The sequence below is a fragment of the Exilibacterium tricleocarpae genome, assembly GCF_007004655.1.
Lineage (GTDB): Bacteria > Pseudomonadota > Gammaproteobacteria > Pseudomonadales > Cellvibrionaceae > Exilibacterium > Exilibacterium tricleocarpae.
Map to the genome: position 1 here is coordinate 22,884 of NZ_ML660108.1, position 6,957 is coordinate 29,840.

Sequence of the window (6,957 nt, forward strand, 5' to 3'; positions counted from 1 at the left end):
ATAGGCGGTCAGCAAGCCAGCGGCATCAGCAGGCCGGGGAGTCAACAACCTGTCGTGGTCGGCATGTTGTTCCGATCACTCCGGGCCCGCGAGTAGATAAGCGGCCAGCGCCAGTTTTTGTGGCTCGCTCAGGCTAACCCGCGGCATCGGCGGTGTCGGAGCGTCAAAAAAGCGGGCCAGGCCGCCGCTGTCGTATCGGGCTTGAAGGTTCACCAGTGGCAGCTCGCGGTGGCAGCTTTGACAATCCTGATCGATATAGAGCTGCCGGCCGGCACTGATTTGCGCCGGTGTAAAGTGTTCTTCAGCGAGTGTACCCCGGGTCTGGTTCGACGTCGCTGCCGGCGCGGCGGCGCTGCCTGCGGAGATGCGATAGATCGCCCCGACGTAGTCATCGCTGACAAAAATTGAGCCGGCCCCGTCCCCGGCGATATCGACCGGTCGCCCGATAACATCGCCATCTTCCTCGAAGCCCCAAAAGAACTGTTGCTCGCTGATACGGCCGTCCTCCGCCCAGTGTAGTGCCACCACTTCATAGCCGTCTTTCTCGGTACGGTTCCAGGAGCCGTGCAGTGCTACCAGGGCGGAGCGGCGGTAGGCGGACGGCAACGTCGGATCGGCTAGAAACGTGATGCCCAATGGTGCGGTGTGAGCGCGAAAGCCATGCCGCGGGGCAATGGCCGTAGCAATTTTATCGGCGTTACCCGCGCCGTAATCCGGATCGGGTATATTGTCGCCATTGGCGTAGGGCCAGCCGTAAAAAAGACCCTGTTCAACGCGATTCAACTCACAGGGTGGAAAGTCGTCCCCCAAAAAGTCGCGGCCGTTGTCGGTGGCGTAGAGGTGGCCGTTCCAGGGTGCCCAGTCGAAGCCGACGGCGTTGCGCAGGCCGCTGGCGTAAATGCTCAGTTCGGAACCGTCCGGGCGAAAGCGCAGCATGGTGGCCCGCTGCGGGTCCTCCTCGATACAGACGTTACAGGTCGAGCCGCTGGTGAGGTAAAACCAGTTGTCCGGACCCAGGCGCAGGGTTTTGGTCCAGTGGTTGCCCTTGTCGCCGAGACCGGTTAGCAGCCGCTCGTAGGCGCCGGTGGTGTTACCGGTGGCGGTATCGAAGCGGACACGGCCGACCGCATCGGATTCGGCGATATACAACCAGTCCTGGTAAAAATCCAAACCGTGGGGCCGGGTCAGGCCCTCGATCAGAATCCGGCTGCCATCGGCCTGGCCATCGCCGTTGCGATCGGCCAATAGCAGCGTGATGCGGCCGGCGCGGGGCTGGCTTACCAGCAGATCACCGTTGGGAGCCAGGCGCAACAGGCGCGCGCCCGGCAGCTGATCGGCGTAAATGCTGTATTGGAACCCCGGCGCCAGCCGCAGCCGCTGCCGGGTGGCTTCCCGATCGAGCTCGGCGCCGATAATCTGGCCCCAGGGAATACTGACCCCGAGGCTGGAGGGAAACAGCAACAGCAGGCCTGCCAAGCCGGCGATCGCCAATAAACACAGCCAGCCGAGCAGTTTTCCGGTGCGAAGCAGAGCGCCCATTGGGAGTCCTCAGTTTGTCAGGTCAGTGCGGGAGTGCAAATAATAGCGGCTGCGGGCGGCCAGTCATAGACATCCGGCGGTTTCGCCACCGCTGCCGGCGGATCGGCTTGTGAGATATATCCTACAAAGAAAAGCGACATCTGCCACTATTCGCGCCAGGCCGGATTCACAATAATAGGCGGTGTCAGGGATGCATGCCCACGGACGGCGGCAAGGATTAAGACGGAGCTATGCCAGATAATACCCAATGGACCACGGGTGCTTTAAAATCCTGTGAGAACGCCGCGGTAGTGGGATGCTATCGCGGTTTTTTACTGTTGACTAATAGGTTCAATCACCTAAGATGGGCGGTGTAGCTCGGTTGACATACAGGTGATCTGCTTTCAAAAGGGTTAGTCCGGACAAGCCCCGGTTGGCTGAATTCGCTGCCTTGGCTAACAAAGTATACGCCAGGTTGCCACCGCACGCAGGGCGGCGGTTGGAAGGCCGACTCATCTCTGCAACCCCCGGCTATTTCAGTACCTTCATTTCCTTGTTTCGAGCCCCGACCGGCAGTGCCGGAAGGTATTCTCACTGTGACCGCGCCACCCGGCTGCACAGACAGCCGACCGCCCCATGGAGTGATGCTCAGCCATGATATCAAGCCCCGATACGCCCACAGATGCGAGAATATTGCGCCTGAACCTGGCGGGGCAGCCTATCGAGTGGCTGCACTGGAAGGAGGCCGTGTGTCTGCACGCCCGCGAACTGGTTTGCTGGAGCCTCGGCGGGATAGTGCGCAAGGTGTACGGGGGCCGCTCGCGGCTATCGGGGTTGCGGACTGCGATAGAGTTGCCGGCCATTATCGCCTGCGGTGGCAGCCGCATGGCCCAGGTGCGCATGGTGCCGCCGCTGACCAATGCGGCCCTGTTTGCCCGGGATGATTACCAGTGTCTTTACTGCGGTAAATATTTCACCGCCGCGGGTCTGTCGCGCGACCATGTGCTGCCTACCAGTCGTGGCGGTAAAGACCGCTGGGTAAATGTGGTGGCTGCCTGTCGCCGCTGCAACCAGCACAAAGGTAATCATCTGTTATCGGAGATCGATATGGAGTTGATTGCCCTGCCCTATCGGCCCAACACCGCTGAGTATCTGGCGCTGATCAATAACAAGCGTATTCGCGGCGACCAAATGGAATTTTTGCGGCCGCAGTTTTCCAGGCACAGTCGCCATAAGGGCTGAGTCAAACGGGTCCCGTCGTATTCCGGCACTTCTTCAATTCAGTGGCACGGTGTGTTCCGGGTTCGATCCTCCGGTGGTACGGTGCCTCATGAAAGGGGAGTGGCACCATTCTAAGGGGACAGGTAAAACCTGTCCCCGCACCGTGCCACTGGAAGTGGTGCCTCAAGAAAGGGGAGTGGCACCATTCTAGGGGGACAGGTAAAACCTGTCCCCGCATCGTGCCGCCGCGGGAGGTGCTACTTGCCATTTTTGCTATTGGCGCAATGTGTTGCCTTTGAGATCTTCTCGATGCTTTTTCTTGATCAAGTCGGGTCCTTGCAGTTTAAGCATTTTTCTCTCTTCGCCTGACCGGTGTTAACTGTTGCCCCAATGTGCTGTGACGCTGTTCATAGACGGGCGGGGCGCATATTTATTCCCCCGGCGTAACTGTTATGCTGCAACGATGATAAGCACACATGCCGCCCGCTTGTGGCTGCTGGCCTCCGTCTTTTATGCGCCCTGGAGCCTGGCGCAGAATCAATGTGCAGAGCAGGCCCGCAGTCGCTACGAGGAGATTTTCTGCGAAGTTAAAGCCAAGGGGGCCGGCGGCAGCTTGCCCCGCCTGGAAGATTTTCGCCGCAACGATGCTCGAGTGCAGGCTCTGCTGCTGCGCCGCCCTGCCGCAAAGTTGGGAATAAAGTTGCCGCAACCGAAGAAACCGGCCAAGCCGAAACGTGTCGCCGCCAAACCCACGGCACCGGCAAAGTCTGCCACAGGCGAGAAAAAAACCAGCACCACAGCACCAAAACAAGTAGCTTCCCCGCGCCGTCCCGAACGCAAGCGGGAGCCGGCCGATGCTTCGCTGGCTGCGACTTGCCGATTGCAACGCACCGTGATTGTCTGCGGTAAGACCCGTTATGAATTGGCGCTAAACCGACAGAACAGCGAACTTGCCAAAGGCGTGCTGTCGGAGCAAAACCAAATGGGGTTAAAGCCTTATCGAGGTAAACCCGGTGATCGGGGCGCGTTGGTGCAACATCTCTCCGGCAGCTATCGGCGCTATATCGAAAAGATGTTGGAAATTGGTCTGGGTGGCGCCACCATGTCGTTTACTAAATTTTTTTACACCCATGAAACCCTGAGCCAACAGGGAGAAGATTTTGCCGCGCGGTTTGAAACCATGTTCAGTTTTCTGAAAAAAGATAAAGCCGGTATGAGCATTAAAGCGAAATACAACGACCGCCTGCCCGAAGAAATAAAGCAATGCAACCCGCTTACCGATCGCCTGATTGTCTGCGCTGCCGGTGAGGACAATTGGGTTTATATGAAATCTTCCCATCGCTAGCGCCGTTTTAACTCAGCGGTAAGTACCTGGCAGGATATCAGGCCTGCGCCTAGCCGACAGGCTATTGCGCAACACCGCAAGTGATTGCAGAAATAAAGCGGCAACCCAAGCAGGCCGCAGTCGAGTCCGACCCCGGCGGCTTGCAGATTGCAGTTGGCGAAATCGGCAAACCTCCATCACCATGGTTGCAAGTGGCGAGATTAAAAATAGGCCAGAATATCAAGATTGCCGCAATGGCAATTTTGGCGGCGTCTGTCACACAAGCTCAGGGGCCCGGTTCTCGAAAATATTAATACAAAAGCGCTGGGTCTATCGATAAATACCGTAGGACAGGCAACGTGAAAGCCATATGCAAAACTGTGACGCCTGTCACGGTTTGAGCCGCTGTATAGCATGCTATGTCTGTCCCGACGGCTGCCCATTGCACACGCAACACGCTGCCTGTGACAAAGCCCGAACTTTAAAGTTGGCCGTAACGCCGGGTATGGCTGATGTTTAGAATGCAAAGGATGCTTCTGTGGCGCAGGTATCGATTTGAAGAAAGACGTTATTGCACTGTTACTGGCGATTGTGAAGGCGAGCGAGGTTGTCTCTTGAAAAAAATACCGCCTTCGAAATGTTGTCAATTTTTTCGGCGTAAAGTTTTCCGGCGTAAAATTTGCCGACGTTTTTTATAATTATCAGAAAATGAATTCCTTTCTTATTCTTTGAAACTTTTCGCTGCTCCCCACCTTGTCTTTGATCGCAAAGATTTCATCTTGGCAGCCTGTCCTGTTTTCTCTCAAAACACTGTTACTGCTACCTGAACTTATTTGAAGAGTGCTGAGAAAAATTCTTGATTGTCCGGCGACGCAAATTAATATGCCCGGCAATTCCAACATGTCATTGGTCATAAGGTGGAGTGAGATAAGTATATGTTTGAGAAATCGATCAGTTTTTATCGTATAGCGAAGTTGTTTTTTCTTTTGGTAGGCACGCTGGTTGTTTTTGGCTGCGGTGGTGGCGGAGGCGGTGGAGTTACCAGCCCCCCTGCGCCTTCTTTGAGTGAAGCGGGAGGGCTCCTGATCTTTCTTGCCAATAATGTTGAGACTGAAATTACTGATCTATATAAGGCGACCGTTGATGCCGATAGTGTCGCAGTTCGCTTGTCTGACAATACCGTGTTGGAAATTGCAGACGCCGCAATTTCACCGGACGGTAACTTTGCCGCCTACAAAGGTCGCCCCGACCCGTTGTCGCCCTGGCAATTATATGTAGTGGATATTCACAATGGCGGTGACTCAGCGTTAGTTTCCATAGCCGGCGGAGAGGTTGTCTCCTATGTATGGTCCGGGGATAGTGAGCGGTTGGCATACTGCGTTAAAGTCGAAGGTGATCCGCGGAGTCTGTATGTCGTAAATCGTGGTGATGAGAAAGGCGGTACGAGGGTCTCCACTCATTTTGTCAGTGATACTTGTGCATGGTGGGGCCCGAATAGCGAATATGTGGTTTATAAGAGTCGAAGTGAAGCGCTTGATCCGTGGGTGCTGTATCTGGCGATCGGGCCTGACTTCGACGTGGTGGAGGATATAAGCTCTGACGATTTATCCGTCGATCAAGTCAGTTGGTCCCCCGATAGTGCTGAACCGAAATTAGCCTACACCGCCGGTGAGCAGCCCGGTGGTTTTGATAGGCTGTATTCGTTTGCTGTCGAGAGCTTTTTTACTCACGAAGTCTCTGGTGATATTTCGGAGGGCTTTGAGGAGATTGCCGGAAGTGTGGCCGACTTCAAGTGGAGCTCCGATGGTAACACGCTGGCTTTTCGAGCTGATTTTGGACAAGAAGGGGCTTACGAGTTGTTTATTGCCGACTTTGAGGGCCAGGACGGTTTCAAGGTCAATCCCGACTTCTTGCCGGTCGAGGAAGAAAATCCGGTGGTAGAGGCCATGACGATCGCTGCGACTGCGGATGCTGGAGCCATGGTTTTCAGCAGTGTAAAACGATACAACTGGGCGCCGAACGGAACTGATATAGCCTACCTGGTTGATCAGGAAGAGGATGGAGTTGATGAGCTCTATGTATTTAAAAGCCCTGCTGATGAACCTGCCAAGGTTTCCGGCGGTCCGGTGCTGACTCAAAAAGGAGAGATCTCCGATGTGCGTGGCTTTGCCTGGATGCCGGATGGCGATGCCCTCGTTTATCGGGCCATTCACGAAGCTGTTGGTGGGGCTGCAACTACGAAATTGTATCGAGTCGATGCCGGTGGTGCCGAAACCAGCCATCTCTCCGATGGCTTGGATCAGGCCCCGCCGGATTTCGAGGGTATTGGCAATGTATGGGACTTTATGGTGTCAGCCGATGGCGCTTTCGTAGCCTATCTAGCTGAGCGGGAGGGAGTGTTTCGATTGTATGCGACTGAGAGTGGCGGTAGCGACCATATGTTGGTCTCCGAAGACCTGGCGCAAAACGATGGCGACGATGGCGGAGATATTGTGGGTGACGTGATTGATTTTCGCTGGCTACCGGAGCCTAACGCCCATCAGTTGGTCTATCTGGCCGATGATGAAGTGGATACGATGTATAAAGTGCATGGGATTGATCTGGGTGAGGACAACAATGAAAGCTTCGATTTGTCCGGTTCGTTGACCGGTGATGACAGGGCTCTTTGTGTGGCGGTTACAGGGGCAGATGGTCGAGCTTGCCAAGTGGGAGAGTTGTAAGTTGTCGGTACTCGTACAGATTTACGCTGATGCCTGGAAAGAAAGATCGGAGTGAGTCTGTACAGGTGCCGTCGGCGGTGGGGGTGGAACCCCTCGAAGGGGTCTCGAAGGGGTCGGGGGGGGTTTTAAGTTTAAAACAGAGTTCAGGGTTGATAAATAAAAAACCCCCACCCC

4 protein-coding genes are annotated in these 6,957 nt (G+C 55.5%); 3 read left to right on the forward strand and 1 reads right to left on the reverse strand.

Going from position 1 to position 6,957, the window contains the following annotated elements:
- Window positions 1–75: 75 nt before the first annotated feature.
- Window positions 76–1,539 carry a PQQ-dependent sugar dehydrogenase gene (locus tag FKG94_RS24335; protein ID WP_142929559.1) on the reverse strand — a complete coding sequence of 488 codons (1,464 nt, stop codon included), beginning with the start codon at window positions 1,537–1,539 and terminating at the stop codon, window positions 76–78.
- 633 nt (window positions 1,540–2,172) lie between these two features.
- Here FKG94_RS24335 and FKG94_RS24340 point away from each other — a divergent pair.
- The 3 genes from FKG94_RS24340 to FKG94_RS24355 all read left to right on the forward strand — a co-directional run bounded on the left by FKG94_RS24340 (window position 2,173) and on the right by FKG94_RS24355 (window position 6,783).
- On the forward strand, window positions 2,173–2,760 hold the full coding sequence (locus FKG94_RS24340; protein WP_142929560.1) for an HNH endonuclease: 588 nt from the start codon (window positions 2,173–2,175) through the stop codon (window positions 2,758–2,760).
- A 442-nt stretch (window positions 2,761–3,202) separates the two neighbouring features.
- Window positions 3,203–4,084, forward strand: a complete 882-nt coding sequence (locus FKG94_RS24345) for a hypothetical protein (protein ID WP_142929561.1) — start codon at window positions 3,203–3,205, stop codon at window positions 4,082–4,084.
- Between the two features lie 914 nt (window positions 4,085–4,998).
- On the forward strand, window positions 4,999–6,783 hold the full coding sequence (locus tag FKG94_RS24355) for a TolB family protein (RefSeq protein WP_142929563.1): 1,785 nt from the start codon (window positions 4,999–5,001) through the stop codon (window positions 6,781–6,783).
- Window positions 6,784–6,957: the final 174 nt, after the last annotated feature.

Excerpts from the sequence above, each read along its gene's own strand:
- FKG94_RS24335 (WP_142929559.1), bottom strand. The coding sequence starts at position 1,539 with ATGGGCGCTCTGCTTCGCACCGGAAAACTGCTCGGCTGGCTGTGTTTA.
- FKG94_RS24340 (WP_142929560.1), top strand. The coding sequence starts at position 2,173 with ATGATATCAAGCCCCGATACGCCCACAGATGCGAGAATATTGCGCCTG.
- FKG94_RS24345 (WP_142929561.1), top strand. The coding sequence starts at position 3,203 with ATGATAAGCACACATGCCGCCCGCTTGTGGCTGCTGGCCTCCGTCTTT.
- FKG94_RS24355 (WP_142929563.1), top strand. The coding sequence starts at position 4,999 with ATGTTTGAGAAATCGATCAGTTTTTATCGTATAGCGAAGTTGTTTTTT.